Here is a 17,340-nt window from a genome sequence, read left to right on the forward strand (position 1 = left end):
TCCACCCGAGGACGGTGTCTCGAAGAGCAATCAGCCAGACGCTGCCCGCGGCAGACGAGAGCGAGGCAATGTGAGCGACTCCCAGGCCGTCACATGGCTCCGTCCTGAGTACAAGGGCCGCGAGGACGAGCTGATCAACCTCGCTGCAGGAGCAGCTCTCGTCGGTGTCAGTCGCTCGGCTGTCAGCAACTGGGCCAAGCGCCACTCGAATTTCCCCAAGATCGCCCTTCTCACGGGCATCGGTGATCGGCGCGTGAAGTACGTCCCGCGCGCCGAGTTCCTCGACTTCGCCCGAGCCCAGTTGAGCAAGAAGCCTGCCCCGAATCGACCTGCGGCACCGCGCCGCTCAGCTGCAACGCTTCGAGCCGAGGAGATCGCGTACTCCGAACGGCAGATTGCTCGCCTCGAGGAACTGGAAGCGCGGCAGGTCAAGGCTCTCGCCAACACTCGTCGCGCCCTGAAGAAGCACAGAGCACGGCTCCGGCGCGCTCAGCAGCGCCTGGCCGAAGAAGTGGCCGCCGCTGTACAACACGCGAGGAGGTAGGAACACGAACGAAACAACAACGAGTAGCGTGTAACCACACGGCTGACCTGCGAGAATCCGCAAGGCTCCACCCTCGGATGAGAGGGTGGAGCCCTGCCGTCGCTTTGGGGTAAAGACAACGCTTGCGTTACCTCACCTTCCGCGTCAGACGGAGTTCCACAGCGATGTGCGCGTTTCTGGCCCGTACGGACTCCACCCCTTCAGGTAGGGCTTGAGGTCTTCAGGCTCGAACGAAAGCCCGGACGGCATGGTCGGCAGTTGCGTCAGCGGGTCCAGCGCCTCCGCATAGTCGCGTGCCCACCGCAACCAGGAACGCGCCGACTCGAGGTCTGGACCTTCTTCCGGCGCTGAGTCCAGCCGTCGCTCCAGAGCGTCGCAGTACCGGCGGAGCGCCTGCGCTTCCTGCCAATGCTCTACTTGCTCACGGAGAATCGTCCCGAAGCGAGCCTGAGCAGCCTTGTCTTTGGCGGCAGCCATGGCCGCTTCCCATTGGACGCGGCGCTCTTCCTTCGCTTGCTTCTCATCCAACTCCCTCTGCCGCTCCTCGACCGCGCGGGTCTCCAGTTCCCGAAGCACGATCCCCAGGACGTCCTCGAGTTTCGACCGCTTGCGGTCGCCCCAGTGGTGCTGCCTATGGGATCGGCTGTAACCGATGTCCAGGGCGAGCTGCTGAGAGCGATCTGGGTCAGCAGACTGGGGAAATTCCTGCTTGATCGTGACGCTGCAGGTGAAGCCATCGACGACGATGTCCAGCACCCCCTCGCGGCAGCTCGCCGGGAAGTACCGGCCGTCGTAGTAGTGCGCTGAACGATTGTCAGGCTCGGGGACGGGATGCTCTCGGACCTTGTACCCCCGGCGCTCAGCCTCTGCGGCCAGTCCCTGGAGCAGCAGCAGAGCTCGGCGGCGCAGGGCGGGTGGCATGAGAAGCCGGCGCTCACTATCTCGCAACCCCGCCACGACCCGGTGCGGTGAGCGCAGCTGCGCAGGCACTGGAACTCGCGGGTTGTCCACTGAGGACCTGCGCCCCGAGTTAGCGTGCGAGCCATCCACCAGCGATATCTGCAGGTCCCGACCCGCATTCCACAGTCGCTGCTTCTCGATGCGCTTGCCCGGCGGAGCAAGTCCGTGTCGCTTGGCGAAGTCGACGACACGCCGCCACTCGGTGATCTCAGCTTCGTCCGGCTCCGAGATGACAATATGACGCTCTGCGATCAATCGCTCGACGAGCTTGGTTGCCTGCGCCCGGCGCGCTGCAGGAATGGGCCTTTCGCTGTAGGGCGTCGGCGGCTTCTTCTGCGTGGTCCTGCCTTTGGGTCGGCGCGGTGTGGTTGTCGTCTCGGAGGCGCGGCCCTTGCCCGTCGCTGCAGCCACCGACGTCTTTGAGGCCTCACCCGGAGCGCCGCCAAGTGTCGGATGCTCTGGATGATGACCGTGCTCCAGGTAGAACTGACCAGCGTCGGTGACGTGTGTCCGCCAGCCGCCACCTTGGCGGCTGATCGTCACCAGACCTCGATCGCGCAGCGCATAGGCTGATCGCCGCATGCCCGGGTCCTGGGCGCTGGGATCCTTTCCGTCGGCGATGCTTCTGAGGAGAGTGAGCTGTCGGTCGTTCAACGCTGTCCAGCGGTGCATGCCACAAGTTCACCGGCAAATGAGGTGGCTCACAATAGTGGTCGTCGCGGTGCCCTCGACCACAATTGCCCAGGTCAGCAAGCGAGCAGGTTGCATGCCCACGTCATGTGGAGGGCTACTTTGCTACGCTGTGAATAGGCGGCTGACCTGCGGAAACGTCGCGCGGCTCCACCCTCGGGCGAAGAGGGCGGAGCCCTTCTCGTCGGTAAGGCACTCCGCTGCGCCCAGGTTCAACCGGAGCGCATCTCGCGGTGGCGACCAGCGCCTTAGCGAATGAGGTGGCGCCGCGGCAATCTCATCGCGCGTCGAGGGGCCGGCGAAGGGGCCTTCCAGGGACCCGGAAGGCGCCCAGGGGCCAGCAAGGGACCGGAAGGACCCGGAAAGATCAGGAAGGGCACTGGCCTCAGGCGTATGGCAGCACGGCTCTGACCTGCGGAAACAGGAAGCGGAGGGCCGGATCAGGAAGATCGCGGAAGATCCTCAAAGGACTCATAATCCGTCGGCCGTGGGTTCGAGTCCCACCCGCCCCACCAGGCGCTCCACGCGCAGAAGCGTTTCTACCTGCAGAAACGTATGAAGGAGGGCCGCCACACCAGCGTGGCGGCCCTCCTTCACTCCCTCAGACCAAGATCCAGGGGACACACAGGGGACACGGGGACCCGTTCAGGGGAACGGGCGGCGGTCAGGCGGTTTTCCGGCGTGATCCACGTCCCCGACGCGTGCTCCCTGGCGAGCCGGACGGCAGCCCCTGCGGCAGCCCCCACCCGTCGATACCCGGGGCCTCGGAACGAGCGATCATGAACCGGAGGAGCGAGAAGTACGGCCGCTGATCTTCCGGGTAGCGTTCGTTGAGGTTTTCCACCCGCACGAGTTCCAAGCCGTTGCTGGCGCAGTGCATCCTGATCCACTCCAGAGCCGCGTTGGCCGCGTGCTCCTGGCCGTGGCCCTTGGTCCTGATCTCCCCGAGGAGGTCCGTGCCGGGCCGGGTCTGTGCCCCGATCGCCCAAGTGCTGCCGGTCTGCAGGGCGCCGTGGGCGAAGATCGTGGCCACGTCTCCGTGCCAGGCGTCGTCAGGGATCACCAGGGGGCTGTGGATCTCGTACGAGACCTCCCGCGGGACGACCGTCATCATGGACTCCGCCTCGGCCCGCATCATCTCCGGCAGGACGCTGGTGTAGGTGTCCGAGGTGATCTGGCGCGAGGAGTGCCCCAGGCGCTCCTGGACGACCTTGATGTCGTTCTTCGCAAGCAGGGACAGCGTGGCGGACAGGTGCCGGAGATCGTGGAGGCGTACCGGAGGAAGGCCGGACAGCTCGATGAGCCGCTTGAAGCGCCTGGAGACCCAGTCGGGATGAAGGGGTTCGCCGTTCTCCTGCGTCCAGACGCGGTCGGACTCGACCCAGGCGTCTCCCCACTCCTCGCGCTTCTTCTGCTGCTTCTCCCGCCACCGGGCCAGGTTCTCGCCCGACTCCAGGCTCAGTGAGACGGTGCGTACGCTGTCGGCCTTCGGCGCCTCGCCGTACAGGCGGTAGGCCACTTCGACGATCTGTGCGGAGATCCGCATCCAGAGGCCGTCGATGCTGACCTCCGGCCAGGGCAGCGCGCACATCTCGCCGCGCCGGGGGCCGTTGAAGATGAACGAGTGCCACAGCTCGTAGAGCCAGTCGGTCTTGACGAAGTCAAGGAACTCCCCGGTGAGCTCGGGTGTCCAGACCATGACGGGTCCGGGTTTCTCTCCTGTGCGCTTCCAGTGTTCGACGCGCTCGGGGGTCCACACCAGGGGCTTTGGGCGGGTGGCCGGCGGCAGCTCGACGAGCCTGGCCCAGTTCTTCGCGAAGGCTCCCTCCCGCTTGATGCCCCAGCTGATGGCAGAGGAGAGCGTGTCGTTGATGCGGTGCATCGTTGCCGCAGACGTGACCTTCCGCAGGCCGCGGCGACCGTCGCGCAGGGCCTGGTTGGCTTCCAGGAACGCCTGGCGGGTGCGGCGTCGCTCCTCCCTCGTGGCGTAGCCGGCGGTCCTCACCCATGCTCGGTGGGCTTTGTCGCGGTCCTGTTGGAGTTCCTCGACGCGGAGGCGGTGGAGGACCCGCTCGGCGTTCTCCTTCTCGATCGCCTCGTACATCCGGTCGAGATGGCGGACATGCAGCTCGCGTCGCTTGATGTGGCCGAGGTGGGGGATGAGGTAGTTGTCGATGTGTTCTTGGTAACCGTGCCGGGTGGTGCGGGCCAGCGACTTCTTGGCACTGATCCAGCGGCGGAAGAAGTCGCTGCACAGCTCGTCGGAGAGGACGTCGGCGCCGCCGCTGGCGGCGTCATACATCTCCTTGGCCTTCTTCTTCGCGTCGTCCTTGGTGGCGAAGCCGCCGCGGCGGATGCGCTGACGCTTGCCGCGTTCGCCGCGCTCCAGCTCGAAGTAGAAGTACCAGGAGCCGTGTCCCTTCTGACCCAACTTGGAACAGGAAAGACCGATGTCGCCGATCTTCGGACTGCCATCCGGATTCAGAAGAGGCTTGCCCGTCTTGTCCTTCATCGGTCCCTTGCACTGGCATCGCCGGTAGTAGCTCGGCGAGAACATCCGACCCCCTGCTGTCGACTGACGTGGAGCCAGTCGTCGTTGTGCGCACGTGTCTGTACGCGTCTTGCTTGCTCTCTCTCGATCTTGCTGGGGCTGTCGGACACTGTTGTAAAGTCGCCTACAAGTTGGCGTGGGGGAGATTGCGACCAACGAGATGACTGCTCAGGAAGCGGGCGGGCAGGCTTCAGCCGGGGCGATGAGTCTGGAGGAGCTGCTGTCTCTTCCGGCGACGGTCAACGTGACAACTGCTGGGCGAGCCCTTGGCATCGGCCGTGACAAGGCGTACGAGCTGATCCGCAGCGGGTCCTTCCCGGTCCGTACCCTGATGTTGGGTAGGACGGTACGTGTGCCGACGGCGGAGCTGTGGAAGCTGCTCGGGGTAGACAGACGGCGCGGAGCGTGATCGGCAGTGCTGCGTCGAGAGGTGTTCGGGTGATTTAGCAAGATTGTGACCTATCTCCTGTAAAGTTTGACAGGCCAGGGGGGTCGGTAGGAGGGGCGACGAGATGCCAAGGCTGTACGGCTTCGACGACATGGCGTACCGGCGTGTGCGCGAGAGTGAGGCCGAGGGCATTCGGGCTGCCGCTTCACGGCGGTTGCTCAAGCAGAGCTATCCCGCCATCTGCGAGTGGATGAACGACCAGGGTTACCGCACGACGCGCGGCGGCCTCTGGAAGCCGGATGTCCTGGCGAAGGTACTCGATCACCCCGCTATCGCCGGCCTTGCGGAAGACGACGATGGCGAGCTGGTCGAGACCGGCGGTCCGCAGATCATCCCCCGCGAGGACTTCGAGGCCATCCGCGCGCTGCGTCCCTCCAATGACCCGAACGCTCAGCGGGCGCCGCAGAGGGAGTACCTCATCTCCGGGTTGCTGGGCGTCTGCGGCCTGTGTGCGAAGACACTCACCGCCTCGCCCTCGAACCGTGGCAGCCGCGGTTACCGCTGCGCTCCAAGCACTGCGCAGCATCCGGGAGGCTGCGGCAAGGTTCGCATCAAGGCGGACCTGTTGGAGGACTACGTCGCCGAGCACGTGCTGGCGGAGCTGGCCAAGCCGGAGGTCAGTGCGCTGATCGGACAGGCGCGCGACGACATGCTGGCCGAGGCGACTCGGCTGCGGAAGAAGGCGGCTGCCACGCGCCGCAGGCAGAAGAAGCTCGGCGCGGACTATGCGAGTTCGTCGGGTATGTCCCTCAAGGCGTTCAAAGCGGCGGACAAGGAACTGTCCCAGCAGATCCGAGAGGACTCGGCGCGGGCGAGGTTCCTGGAACAGGCCAAGCACGTCCCGGTCGGGGCCGTGCCGGATCTGGTGCGGTGGTGGAAGCACGCTCCGCTGGCCGCGAAGAAGGGCGTCTTGGTCCTCATGCTGGAGCAGGTGGCCGTGTACCCGGCCGCGTCCAGGGGCTCTCGCACCGTGGACGCGGACCGGGTGGCGCTGCGCTGGCGTCAGTGGGGTGGCGCCGAGCGGGACGAGGAAGCGGACGAGAAGTCCGCCTAGGATCTCCTGCCCGAGGTCCTGCGGTCGGCGTCGGCACTGACGGTGGCCAGCGACAGCCCTATGGTGACGCCACCGATACACAGCCCTGCCAAGACGGGGCTGATACCGCTCTCCACGTACGCCGGCCAAGTGTGGCCGGTATGGACAGCGACCAGGTAACCGCCGCGACTCACGGCGTAGGCAAGGCCGAACGCGGCGCCTGCCGCACAGATACCCAGACCGACGGCGGATGCGTGACCTCGTAGCCAAGTGCGGCGGGCGAGGAAGGCGGAAACGGTGCCCACCTCCAGCGCCGCGACAGTGGAGAACGCCAGGTAGGTCAGCAGATACACGGTCACCTGACGATCACGGCCGTCAACGGGGGACAGGTCGAAGTGTGCCCTGTCGATGCGCTGGAACTCCCAGATCAAGAGCACGACGACAGCGCCCAGCGCCGCCACGCGCTTGGTGACACTGGCATTGATGCGTTCTCTGGGGTGCCTCCAGTCCACCACCATGACCTGAAGCCCGGCGCAGAAGACGACCGCGGCGAGGTCCGATGACAGTGTGGCCAGCTCATTGCAGCCGGTCATGCGGTCGACTGCGTCGGCGACGATAGGGATCGCCAGGAGCGAGCCGATGCACGCGCTCAGGGAGGCGACGGTTCGGGCGCTCCGAGCCAGGCGGTAGTCGGGTCTGTGCCGACGCCGAAGGGTGACGTACAGGCACAACGCGCTGGTGAGCGCCGAGAGCAGGGCACAGGCGCCGAAGATCGGGCCGTCCAACGGGTCAACGTCCTTCCAGATCTGCCGCTGCCCTCTCAGCGGCTTCGTCCCAGCTCAGATGGCGTCGCGGTCGCCCCTCGCGGGGCTGGTCGACGCCGGGGGGAGGTGGGGGGATCGAGGGGACATCGTCGGACAGCCCCCTACGACCGCGGATCTCCCGGAGCCTTCTATTGATTTCAAGAATGTCCTGCACCTCAAGGCCCCGCATTAAACGCAGAGTCTCACGGGCCTCGGGGCGCTCCTGGTACACCGTGAGCGCGGTCAGGTCATCCCACTCGGCTCCGGGCAGCATGAACGCTGCCGGAGCACCAAGTGCCCGAGCAAGAGCGGCAATTGTAGACGACGTGGGGTTCGTGCTCGTGCCGTTCAGCAGATTGCTGACCTGGCCGTGGGACAGAACTGGTTTGCGCCGTCCCGGCGTCACGGTTGCCTGTGCAACGTCGCGGGCGCTGGGCGTGAACCCGTCTGGGTCGCGGCGCAGACGCAGCAAGGTGAGCAACTTCGCGCTCAGGCTCCTTGGTTGGGGTGCACCGGGGGTGTCTTCCATGTCCTGTCAACTCTGCTGTGTCGTATGCTCGCCGGAAGGCGACTGGCCAGTGATGAGGTCCTGCCTCTCACCGTACCTCGCAGGTCGGAGGGGTTATAAGGTTTATTGGACAGTTCCTCGGGGAGCGGTGGCGGGTGCATGGCGGGCGCCGCGGCGTTTCTCGTGCCTGCCTGCCGGCAGGCGTGTACGGGGGAGTTGCAGAGGGCGGGCGGTGGCGGCGCGCTTGCCGTTCACGGGAGGAATCGCATGTCTGGGATAGACGAGCGGCGAGTCGCTGCGCTGGCGAACGCGCCCTCCAAGGTCTTGCGAGGGCGGGGAGGCGACAGGGCCGCGGAGGAAGCGCGCAAGGTCGTGGAGTGCCAAGCCCTGATGCGCCGGGAGAGGCCAAGCACCAACCCCCAGGAGGGTGGCCATGCTTGAACGGCCGCGGCGTCGCCGCCATCACTCCTGAAGTAGGTGACATTTTTGATGAGCTGAGGTAAGTTCTATGGCGCCGAGGCGGGTACAGCAGCCGCAGGAACCCCGCACGGCAACGTCGCGCAAGCGGCGTCCTTCCCTGCTCCTCGCCGGGTGGCCGAACCCCCCGCGCCCCGCCCGGCGAGGAGCCGGCCGTCCGGTGCGGCCGTCGGGGTGTGTGACGGGAGCCAGCCCGCCGTGACCGCTCGGTCGCGGCGGGCTCTCTTGTGTCCGCATCCGCAAGGAACTTAAGAAAGCGAGATCAATTCCCTTTCTGAATTCCCTTGAATTAAAGGGGGTTTCACTTGCATTGGTGGTATTTGCCATTAAGATATAAGTGTAAGAACAAGGGGAAACACCCCTATCGGAATACGTGAAAGGCGCGGGAAATGACCGACACTAACAAGGTCGCTTTCATTAACCTCAAGATCAGCGAGATCGCCCCCAACCCGGAGCAGCCCCGCAAGTTCTTCTCCGAGCAGGCCCAGGAGGAACTGACCGCCAGCATCAAGGAGAACGGCCTCCTCCAGCCGGTCGTCGTCCGGCCGGTCGAGGGTGCCAAGGTCCCCTACATGCTGATTGCGGGCGAGCGGCGTTGGCGCTCCTGCCAGGCGGCCGGCCTGGAGGTCATCCCGGCCAAGGTCGTCGAGGGCGCCTCCGAAGAGGAGGCGTACGTGCTGAGCATCGCGGAGAACGTGAACCGCGCCGACATGACAATCATGGAGGAGGCCGGCGCGTACGCCGACCTCAAGGCTGCCGGTTGGACCCCGGCGAAGATTGCCAAGCAGTTCGGCAAGACGGAAACCCACATCACGTGGCGGCTCGGCCTGCTCACCCTGCGCCCCGAGGTGGCTGAAATGGTCGACAACGGCCAGATCAAGAACAACCTGGCCTGGCACATCGCCCAGCTGAACCCGGCCAACCAGATGGTGGCCGCCATGCGATACGTGCGCGGCGATTTCGACAGCGAGGCTGAGGCGCAGCACTTCGCCAATGGCCTCAAGCTGATGGAGCAGCAGACCTCCCTGACCAACGAAACGGCTCCAACGGCCGAGGAGCACGAGACGCGGAAGAAGGCCAAGGCCAAGGCGAAGGACGGGCTCGGAAAGGCCGAGGAAGTCCTGATCCCGCTGCTGGAGGAACTGGCCGAGAAGAAGCCCGAGGACCTGGCAGTCATCCTCGGCGACGACCTCAGCCGTCACGTGCGCGTCGTCGGCCGCCTGTACGCCAAGGTGCAGATGGTGCGGAACCTGTTGAGCAAGGCGCAGGGCATCCAGCGGGCCATGGAAGCGGAGTTCAACAAGGCCGCGGTCGAGGTTCAGCGGGAGGCCGCCGCCAAGAAGGCCGAGGCTGAGGCCAAGCCGGAGACGGCCGAGGTGGAGAAGCCCAAGGCGAAGGATGCGGCCAAGCCGCAGCCGACGGCGAAGAAGACGGCAGCGAAGTCCGCCACCGCGAAGCCCGTGGCGCCGACGACCGCGACGGCCAAGGCCCCGACGCGCCGGACGGCCGCCAAGAAGGCCGCAGCGGCGGCGAAGTAGCTCCAACGGGGAGGGGGCCCGCACTCAGCGGGCCCCCTCCCTGCTGGCGTGTATGGCCCGTCGCCGTGCCCGCAGGAGCTGCTCCCCCTGCGGACACGGTGCCGCTCAGGTTCTTTGCGGCCTGAGCGGGGCACCGATGGCATCCGGGCGCGCCGCCGGCGGCGCCGACGAGGGCGCCCGACCGCTGAGCACAGACGAAAGGAAGTTACGTGCTCACTCTGTTCACCAATCGGTTCCAGGCTTTCCAGCCTCCGCAAGGAGTGCCGGTGCGCATCACGCTGGGCGCCCCCCGCTTCAAACTCCCCTACTCCCTCACCCACTCGGTGCGGGAGCTCGCGCCGCGTCGGGACTACCTCTCCAGCCCCGAGCCTGAGTTCACCGAGGCCTACCGGGCAGACCTCGATCAGCTCGGACCTGAGCAAATCGCCGCACGGCTACGGCAGATCACCCAGGCGGAGAGCGACCACCGTCTGGTGCTGCTCTGCTTCGAAGACTTGGCCAAGCCGGGCCTGTGGTGCCACCGCCGGGTATTCGCCGCCTGGTGGAAGGACGTCACAGGGGACAACGTGCGGGAGCTGTCCCCGATGGAGGACGGCCACTACCAACAGGGAACCTTGATGTGAGCGTCGGAATCGCGCCTAAAAGATAGATGACATGATTCCAAGGGGCTACGTGCTCCTTGTGTTAGGTTCCAAGCGCAGCGCCCGGCCCGGCCCCGACGAGGCCGGGCGTTGTCGTACTCGGGAGGCGAGAGATGTTCCAGGGCACCATCCCGGGCCCCATGCGCTCCATCGTGCGTGAGACCGCCAGCCAGTGGCCGGGCGGCCCAATGTACGTGCCCTGTTGCGGCAACTTCACGATCGAGCGCAGCGTGGCCGGCATGGGCTTCGCCCTGCACTCCTCCGACGTGTCCATCTACACTAGCGCGGTCGGCCGGTGGCTCACTCGCCAGCCGGTCGGCATCCAGCTCCTTGAGGAGAGCCGAGACAAACTCGGCTGGCTCGCCGACTCCTTGGACGACGGCGTAGGGACCGTGGCCACGCTCATGCTCGGCACACGGTTTCTCGCCAGCGTCGGCCGCGAGGGGCTGTGGCACGAACGGGTCGTCCGCTCCTACCGAGAGCAGTGGAAGGCCAAGCACGCGGAGACGATCGAGCGGCTGTCCGGCTCAGACATCGAACTCGCCTCGTACGCGGTGGAGGACGTGCGCTCCTGGCTCCAGAAGATCCCCAGCGATGCCCCGGTGTGTTCCTTCCCTCCCTTCTATGGCGGCGGCTACGAGAAGCTGTACGAGCCGCTGGAGGCGCACTTCACCTGGGACGCGCCCGAGTACGAACCGTTGTCCGACGACGACGTGGTCAGTGTGCTGGGCGCGATCACGGACCGGCCATACTGGCTGACGGCCTCCAATCACGATGTTCCCGAGCTGCACCGCTACCTACGCGGGGTGATCAAGGCGACGCCGCGCGCCGCCCCGTTCTACGTGTACGCCAGCGAGGCCCGGACGAGGATCGTCGCCCCTCGCCAGCCGATCGAGCCAGTGAAGGCGCCCCGCCTGCGCCAGGGGGACGAACTGGTCGGCCCGCTGAGCCTGTCACTGCTGAAGCCGGGCCAGTTCAACGCCCTACGCTCCCGGTATCTGAACCCGAAGATCGCACCGGGTGCGGCGAACCTGGCCATCGCGGTGAAGGACGGCAAGGGGCGGGTGCTCGGCGTCTTTGCAATGGCTCCCAGCTCGTACACGCCGGACGAGGCGTACGTGCTCTCGGACTTTGCCGTCGCGCCGACCGACTACCCGCGGCTGTCCAAGCTGATCGTGCTGGCGGCTACCAGTGCCGAGGCGCAGTTGCTTTGCCAGCGGGCGTTCTCGCGGCGAATCCGGCGGGTGTCCACGACGGCATTCAGCAACAACCCGGTGTCGATGAAGTACCGCGGGCTGCTGCGGCTGACCAAGCGCGGCCCGTCCAACGAGGACGGCTGGAAGTTCCAGCTCCAGTACCAGGGGGCGATGGGCGAGCACACGCTGGCCGATGCCCTGCAGATATGGGCGAAGCGGTGGGGCGCCCCGACGACGAAGACGGGAGTCTGACCATGGAGGAGACCACTCGCCTCGCCCCACCGCAGATGGTGCAGGGCGACCCGCGCACGCTGACGCTCCTCGACGTGAACGCGCGGTTCCTGCCGCATGAGCAGTTCCGGCAGCTCGTGGCGAACATCGAGCGGGACGGCTGCCTCACTTCGACGCCGCTGGTGTGGAACGACCGCGAGGCCGGACGGCTGGTCGTGCTGTCGGGCAACCACCGCACGCTCGCCGCCATCGAGGCAGGCCTCTCGCAGATCTGGTGGATGCAGATAGACGAGCCGTTGCCCCGCCAGCGGCAGATCGCGCTTCAGCTCTCGCACAACGCCATCGCAGGCCAGGATGATCCGGCGATCCTCAAGGAGCTGTACGACGAGCTGGAGTCGGTGGAGTGGAGGCAGTACACGGGCCTGGATGACAAGGCTCTGGATCTACTGGAGAAGGTGGACGTCGCCTCCTTGGGCGAGGCGAACCTCGACTTCGCCAGCGTGCAGTTCATGTTCCTGCCCAATGAGCTGGAGCGGGCGGAGGCCGCGTTCGACGCGGCGCGGTCTGCGGCGACGGCGGACCGGCGGTGGATCGCAGGCCTGGAGCAGTACGAGCCAGTGCTTGATGCGCTGGAGACCTCCCGAGCCGCGTACAAGATCGGCAACAGTGCGACGGCGCTTGGCGTGATCCTCACCGTGTTCGAGCGGCACCTTGGCGAGCTGGCCGAGGGCTGGTTCGACGCGGACTCCGGGGAGCCGACCCGGTCGGGAACTGCGCCGTTGGAGGCGGTGTTCGGCGTGCGGGAGATCCCGGTGGAAACAGCGGTGGCCGTACGGACGTTGATCGACCGGTTGGTCAAAGACGGCATCGTGCCGGCGGCTGAGCCGTGGCGTGCCCTGGATGTGCTGGCAGGGGAGGCGGCGTAGGCAGTGGCACCTATGGTGTCGCGATCACATCTCGTGCGGCGTGATGCGGTTCCCCGGCACCCGGACGACGACTGCCCACCGGCCTCGCTCGTCGGAGGAGGGAGCGGCGACGTGTTCCGCCCACATGCTGTCGCGAATGTTCGGAATCCAGTCCTTCTTGGGGCGGAGATCAAGGACGACGAGCATGCCCAGGGTGATGCCACTCGCTTGGTAGGCGACGGTCTGGCCGAGGTAGCGGCGTAGCCCCTTGCGGGTGGTCTTACCCTTGGTCCGCTTGCATTCGATGATGATCGAGAACCCATGGAAGCGGACCTCGATGTCTGCTCGGCCGCCGCTGCGGTCGGTGAGTTCGATGTCGACGTCTTCGAGGTTGCCGTCCAGGTAGTCCTGCAGGTCTTCTTGGACGGTGTTCTCCTTGGGAAGATCCTCGTCCGGGCCCGGGGCGTAGAGGTACGCGAAGCGTGGCGTGTGGTGGGCGCGGGCGCGGTTGGTGCGACTGTCCAGGAAGCGGATCGTCTGGGAGACCAGTCGAACGGTTCCCTGTCTGATGACGGGGTTGTGGAAGTCGGGGCAGTCGTTGAGGACGGTGAGGATGTCGTTGAAGACGTGTTGCTGCGCGATCGGGAGCCGTGTGGCCAGGGCTGCTTCGTCGTCTGAGAGGCGGTCTTGGAGGCTCTGGAGCATCTCGGCCGGTAGGCCTGCGAGAACGTGGCTACCGATGATGGCGGCGAGGTCCGGGTAGGCCGCCTGCGGGGCTTTTCCCGGGGCTCCGAGGGCGGACTGGTGGCTTTGGGCGTGCAGACGTTCGTCGACGGCCTGGAGAAGTTGTCGGGCAGCGGGGGCGTCCCAGTCCGCTGGCGCTTCGGCGAGGAGGCCGCGCAGGTGGAGCAGCAGGCCTTCACGGCGGGCGAATGCCTCTTCGATGCGTGGGGCGACCATGACCTGGAGGCCCGCGGCGGCGTTGGCCGGCTGGAGACGCACACTGCGGTGGGCGGTGTAGACGGCGAGGACGTGTTGGATGGTCTGGTTCGGCCAGGCGGGCAGAGGCTGGTCGAGATGGGCGTCTGTGTGTTCGAGGTCGGCGCTGAGGGCGTACCAGACGGCTTCGGTGTCGTAGCGGCCGGCGCGCCAGTGAGTGCGGGTACCGCTCAGCCACATGGCGTGTTCGTTGAGCGAGTGGCGGAGCTGTTGTGTAGCGGTGCGCAGAGTGTCGGCGTGGCCGGTGTCGAAGGCGAGGACGGCTTCAAGGGCGGCGAGATAGGCGGTGGCGTCGGGGCGGTCTTCGTCGGCGTCGACGGCCTGCTGTAGGAGTTCTCGTGCGGCCGAGAATGCGCCGAGAAGGGTGGCGCGGTCGGGGGCGTTGAAGGCGTCGGCGAGGTGGCACATGGCCAGTTCGTAGACGGCGTCCCCATGGACCGGGCCGCCGACAAAGCGTTGCAGGGCGCTGAACAGGTCCTGGTCGCGCCAGTGTTCGTAGGCGGTGCCGAGGGAGCGGACGGTGCGGCGGGCGTAGGCAGCCGGTGCGCTGGTGGCGGTTGGATCGACGAGGCGGTCGAGGACGCCGTAGCGGCGCGTGGTTCCGGGGAGGGCGAGGCGGAGTGCGGCTTCGAGGAAGATGCCGGCGAGTTCTGCGTCAAGGGGGGTGGCGTGGTGGCGGCTGCGGTCGAGAGCCAGGGCGTTGAGCTCGTTGGCCGCGTACTGGATGTAGCCGGGGTGCTCGACGAGCTGGTCGAGGATGTCGTCGGCGGCTGCGGGGCTGGTGGTTGTGGCCAGGGCGCGGGTGATGAAGGCGGCGGCTTGATCTGGGTGGGCGAGGGTGTCCCACTCTGCGAGGAGACTTTCGGCGGCGCGAAACCACAGGGGTGATGCGATCAGGGCGTCGATTTGCCGCCAGAGGGCGTCTTCGCCCCCGAGGGTGGTGAGCGTGGGCGGATCACCGTCCTGGGCGAGGAGCGTCTCGAGTGGGGTCACGGTGGGCGGCCTTTCTCGAGGTCGGTGGGCGGTCGGTCACGTTAGCTGAGGGCTCACCACACGGGTTCGCCCGGGGCTGCGGCGATGAGGCGGTCGGCTGGGATCACGTGAGTGGCGACGTCGCGTTTGGCGGTGGCGGTGATGACTTGTAGGCCGGGTGTTTCCTCGCAGATGCTCTTGAGCTGGCTGAGGACTTCTGCCAGGTCGACGTCGATTGTTTCCTGGGCGCCGGCCGAGTCCAGCAGAAGGAGACCAGGGTGGCGGCCCACGCCGGATGACTGGCCGACTCGCAGCAGGGCGAGGAGGGTGGCGATCCGCAGGCGGAGCTGTTCGCCGGGAGTGACGGCGGTGAAGGTGGTCCTGCTGTCCCCCTTGGTCACGTTCAGGGGGCCGTTGGCCTGCAGCTTGATCTGCTGGAGTTCTTTCATGCCCAGCCGTATGGCCAGACGGCAGATCTCCGCGCTGACCTCGCCCAGGAGCGCGGCAGAGGCGGCCTTGGTGCGCTTGTCGGCTTCCTTGGCAGCGGCTTCGAGTACGGCTTCCTCCGTGGACTTGGCCCGCGGCTGCTGTGCGCGGCGCTCGGCGGCACGGCGCTCTTCGAGAGCGCCTTCGAGGCGGGCGACCTCCAAGTGGACCCGGAGTGCTGACTCGGCAGGCATGGCCGTTTGAGCGACGCTGAGGGCAGTCCGCGCCTCGGTGATCTTGGTCTCGGAGGCAGTGACGGCTGAAACGGCCTGCTGGGCGGCCTTCTTGGCCTTCTGGTGGGCCTGCTTGAGCGTTTCGATCGAGGCGGCGAGGTCGTCGGCTGCAGAGGAGTCGACGGGCCCCTCGGGGGGCTCCGATCCGCAGATCCGGCAGTGCTGCTCGCTCAGTTCGGCGTGGGGGAGCTGGTCAAGTGAGGTCGAGCAGCGGGGACAGCAGGTGGGCTTCAGGGCGCCGAAGAAGCGTTGGGCCACGGATGTCTCGCGCAGGTCTCTCAGCCGGGCCTGGTCCAGGACGAGCGTCTCGTGCAGTTCCTCCTCCGCCTGCTGGGTTTGGTGCATCTCCTGCACCAGGTCGGCGTGTCGAGCGGTGAGCTCGGCCAAGCGTGCGGCGGCCTGCTCCACCGCATCGGCTGCGGCTTCCAGGCTGGGGCCGGCTTCGGCCTGGGCGGCTGATTCGCGGGCCCGGGCGAGCTGATTTTCCAGCTGTTCCAACGAGGCACCGCGGGCCTGTAGATCCTGCTGGGCTCGGCGGCGTTCACCTCTCGTCGACTGCTGCAGCAGATTCAGGGCGGCACCGGCGTCGCGTCGGGTCGTGGTCCAGGGCAGGCCCACGAACATCTGCAAGAGGCTCTGCATGGTCCCGCCGCCGGACGTTTCGCCCAGAAGTGCGTCGTTTTCGCGGTTGCGGCACAGCAGGGCGTGGCTGAAGGCGGGCCACGAGGTGACGATCACTTGGCCGTCCGGAGACTCGGCGTCGTTCTCGGCCTGGGCCGCGTTGTCCTTGCGCCAGCCGCGGAGGAATTCCAGTCCCAGGCGATCCATCATGAAGGCGCCCATGACGGACGAGAATTCCGGCTCTCCGGTGAACGGCGTGATGTGCCGCTGGGTGCCGACCGTCAGAGTGCCGGTCAGTTGATCTCCGGTCGTGTCGACGTAGACCGTGAATGGCTCCTCATCGACCTCGGCATCCAGGCTGATTTGGTGGATCCAGTGCCGTACGTCGGCCTGCAGGGCGTCGGAGCCGCGCAGCAGCCACCAGATGATCTCCAGGATGGTGCTCTTGCCCCGCAGGTTGTCCGCCGTCACGCACCACAGGCCCGGTCCGAGGTCCCAAGAAAAGTCCACAGCCCCGGTCGACTTGCCGGTCTTCTCTCCGGTGAACGCGATCCTCCGGACAAGTAGCCGATGGGGCTTGGGCAGAATCCCGCTCTCCCTGACCCCGTGACGTGCCAGGATCTCCCCGGCCTGCTCGTCGCTGATGCCGGCCTTTCGGGCCACCGCCTGCACGAAGTCGCTCATTCACTCGCCCCCACCGGCTGTCCCGTGATCCGGGCCAGCCGCTCGCGCACCCGCTCCGTGATGCCGCTGATGCTGGCCTTCCATACCGTCCGTTCGTACTCGGCCTGCCCGTACTGGATCTCCTTGAGCTGGCTGCCGCTGCGTTGCCCAGCCACGGAGAGGACGATCGCGGCTCGCTCGTCGTACCAGGCCAGATCCGGGGCGTCGGCGCGCAGTTCGGCAGCCAGGTCGCGGCCGGCGGTCAGGAGGTAGTAGTCCCACCGCTCGACCTTGGCCGGAGGCTCGCCAACCGCCTCGACGGCGATCAGGTTGTGTGCGAACAACAGGGCCAGGGCATCGTCCAGCGGTTCCCAGGCCCCGAAACGCCAGCGGACCATCGGGTACCGGGACACGTCCGGCTCGTCCCCGTCCAGTAGGTCCCTGGCCTGGGTCAGCGCCGACTCCGGGTCCGGTGCCGAACCGTTCTCGACCTGGTTGAGCAGCTCGTCGGCGAGGTAGTCAGGGTTGCGGAGCCAGAAGTCCAGTGCCTGCAACCGCTTCTGCCCTCGGATGACCCCGACGGCCCCCTGCGGCAGGGCCTGGTCTTCATCGGTTCCGCACGACGCACCGCACCGGTCCAGGACGAACAGCAAGCGAACCGCGTCCTGTACTCGCGACGCCCGCCGTACCCCTTCCTGCTCTGCCATGCCACCCCCGTCGACCGCTGCCTTTGCAACAAACCTGAAGATCCCCACAGATAACACACGGGTGAAGCGTTCCGTAACCGGTTGAGCACGATTCTTGGGGCAGCCGCCGGATTGCCTGGCCAGAGCTCACCGGA

At 66.7% G+C, this 17,340-nt stretch carries 12 protein-coding genes; 6 read left to right on the top strand and 6 right to left on the bottom strand.

What is annotated here, in order from left to right:
• Positions 1-70: 70 nt before the first annotated feature.
• The gene (locus OG956_RS24835) at positions 71-544 is read left to right on the top strand and encodes a hypothetical protein (RefSeq protein ID WP_330340194.1); all 474 of its coding nucleotides are present in this window, start codon (positions 71-73) and stop codon (positions 542-544) included.
• A gap of 144 nt (positions 545-688) precedes the next feature.
• Here OG956_RS24835 and OG956_RS24840 read toward each other — a convergent pair whose 3' ends face one another.
• Both OG956_RS24840 and OG956_RS24845 read right to left on the bottom strand, forming a co-directional pair.
• Positions 689-2,176 carry a hypothetical protein gene (locus tag OG956_RS24840; protein WP_330340195.1) on the bottom strand — a complete coding sequence of 496 codons (1,488 nt, stop codon included), beginning with the start codon at positions 2,174-2,176 and terminating at the stop codon, positions 689-691.
• Between the two features lie 682 nt (positions 2,177-2,858).
• Positions 2,859-4,625 (bottom strand): tyrosine-type recombinase/integrase, encoded by a 1,767-nt coding sequence (locus OG956_RS24845; protein ID WP_330340196.1) that lies wholly within the window; start codon positions 4,623-4,625, stop codon positions 2,859-2,861.
• Positions 4,626-5,257: 632 nt separating this feature from the next.
• Here OG956_RS24845 and OG956_RS24850 point away from each other — a divergent pair.
• A complete protein-coding gene (locus tag OG956_RS24850; protein ID WP_330340197.1) occupies positions 5,258-6,247 on the top strand; it encodes a recombinase family protein in 990 nt (329 codons plus the stop codon).
• Here the strand turns inward: OG956_RS24850 and OG956_RS24855 are convergent.
• The gene (locus OG956_RS24855) at positions 6,244-7,011 is read right to left on the bottom strand and encodes a hypothetical protein (RefSeq protein ID WP_330340198.1); all 768 of its coding nucleotides are present in this window, start codon (positions 7,009-7,011) and stop codon (positions 6,244-6,246) included. The two genes, OG956_RS24850 and OG956_RS24855, sit on opposite strands and share 4 nt — an antisense overlap.
• Positions 7,012-8,403: 1,392 nt before the next feature.
• Here OG956_RS24855 and OG956_RS24860 point away from each other — a divergent pair.
• From OG956_RS24860 to OG956_RS24875, 4 genes are all read left to right on the top strand, one after another.
• On the top strand, positions 8,404-9,552 hold the full coding sequence (locus OG956_RS24860) for a ParB/RepB/Spo0J family partition protein (RefSeq protein ID WP_330340199.1): 1,149 nt from the start codon (positions 8,404-8,406) through the stop codon (positions 9,550-9,552).
• A gap of 209 nt (positions 9,553-9,761) precedes the next feature.
• Positions 9,762-10,175 (top strand): DUF488 family protein, encoded by a 414-nt coding sequence (locus OG956_RS24865; protein ID WP_330340200.1) that lies wholly within the window; start codon positions 9,762-9,764, stop codon positions 10,173-10,175.
• Positions 10,176-10,306: 131 nt separating this feature from the next.
• Entirely contained in the window at positions 10,307-11,641 is a 1,335-nt protein-coding gene (locus tag OG956_RS24870; protein WP_330340201.1) for a putative antirestriction adenine methyltransferase, read from the top strand.
• Positions 11,642-11,643: 2 nt separating this feature from the next.
• Positions 11,644-12,546 carry a ParB N-terminal domain-containing protein gene (locus OG956_RS24875; RefSeq protein WP_330340202.1) on the top strand — a complete coding sequence of 301 codons (903 nt, stop codon included), beginning with the start codon at positions 11,644-11,646 and terminating at the stop codon, positions 12,544-12,546.
• A 24-nt stretch (positions 12,547-12,570) separates the two neighbouring features.
• On the opposite strand, the gene OG956_RS24880 is transcribed toward OG956_RS24875, so the two are convergent.
• From OG956_RS24880 to OG956_RS24890, 3 genes are read right to left on the bottom strand one after another with little or no spacing between them, the layout of a single operon-like run.
• Positions 12,571-14,517 (bottom strand): hypothetical protein, encoded by a 1,947-nt coding sequence (locus tag OG956_RS24880; protein ID WP_330340203.1) that lies wholly within the window; start codon positions 14,515-14,517, stop codon positions 12,571-12,573.
• Between the two features lie 53 nt (positions 14,518-14,570).
• Positions 14,571-16,520 carry a hypothetical protein gene (locus tag OG956_RS24885; protein WP_330340204.1) on the bottom strand — a complete coding sequence of 650 codons (1,950 nt, stop codon included), beginning with the start codon at positions 16,518-16,520 and terminating at the stop codon, positions 14,571-14,573.
• Entirely contained in the window at positions 16,517-17,206 is a 690-nt protein-coding gene (locus OG956_RS24890; protein ID WP_330340205.1) for a hypothetical protein, read from the bottom strand. Before OG956_RS24890 ends, OG956_RS24885 begins: the two co-directional genes overlap by 4 nt.
• Positions 17,207-17,340: the final 134 nt, after the last annotated feature.

The organism is Streptomyces sp. NBC_00557, assembly GCF_036345995.1.
In the GTDB taxonomy this organism is placed as follows: Bacteria; Actinomycetota; Actinomycetes; order Streptomycetales; family Streptomycetaceae; genus Streptomyces.

Bases quoted from the DNA above. Each gene is read 5' to 3' on its own strand.
- OG956_RS24840 (WP_330340195.1), bottom strand. From the start codon at position 2,176: ATGCACCGCTGGACAGCGTTGAACGACCGACAGCTCACTCTCCTCAGA.
- OG956_RS24850 (WP_330340197.1), top strand. From the start codon at position 5,258: ATGCCAAGGCTGTACGGCTTCGACGACATGGCGTACCGGCGTGTGCGC.
- OG956_RS24860 (WP_330340199.1), top strand. From the start codon at position 8,404: ATGACCGACACTAACAAGGTCGCTTTCATTAACCTCAAGATCAGCGAG.
- OG956_RS24870 (WP_330340201.1), top strand. From the start codon at position 10,307: ATGTTCCAGGGCACCATCCCGGGCCCCATGCGCTCCATCGTGCGTGAG.
- OG956_RS24875 (WP_330340202.1), top strand. From the start codon at position 11,644: ATGGAGGAGACCACTCGCCTCGCCCCACCGCAGATGGTGCAGGGCGAC.
- OG956_RS24885 (WP_330340204.1), bottom strand. From the start codon at position 16,520: ATGAGCGACTTCGTGCAGGCGGTGGCCCGAAAGGCCGGCATCAGCGAC.
- OG956_RS24890 (WP_330340205.1), bottom strand. From the start codon at position 17,206: ATGGCAGAGCAGGAAGGGGTACGGCGGGCGTCGCGAGTACAGGACGCG.